A 414-nucleotide genomic window follows, 5' to 3' on the forward strand; every position below is an offset into this window, starting at 1 on the left:
TTCTCTTCCGAACAAAATGGAGTGAAGATTCGATCACCAGTTCCTGAACCGGCTCGGCGGCTGGTAGAGCCCCTTGGACCAGCGCACTAGGTCCTTGATGGAGCGCGCGGCGAGGAGATCCCGGGTGGCGTCGCGCTTGTCGATCCCCAAGTCCTCGGGGCGACGGATCACGCCGCGGTCGCGCAGGTTCTCCACCATGCGCCGGTCACGGCCCATCCCCACGGGCGTGTAGCCCGCCACTCCGCGGATCGCCTGCTCGCGCTCCTCCAGGTTGCGGCAAAGCAGTAAGTTGGCGATGCCCTCCTCGGTCACGAGGTGGGTCACGTCGTCGCCGTAGATCATGACCGGCGGCAGCTCCATGCCCGCGCTCTCCTGGAGCGCCCAGGCGTCGAGCTTCTCCACGAAGGTGGGCTG

General features: G+C 66.4%; 1 protein-coding gene. It reads right to left on the bottom strand.

The window, feature by feature from the left end:
- Nucleotides 1-33: 33 nt before the first annotated feature.
- Nucleotides 34-414: malonate decarboxylase subunit alpha (locus ACTFO6_RS17775; RefSeq protein ID WP_439935749.1), on the bottom strand; the 381-nt coding region annotated here is incomplete at its 5' end.

Source organism: Pelomicrobium sp. G1, from assembly GCF_051905455.1.
Taxonomy (GTDB): domain Bacteria; phylum Pseudomonadota; class Gammaproteobacteria; order Burkholderiales; family UBA6910; genus Pelomicrobium.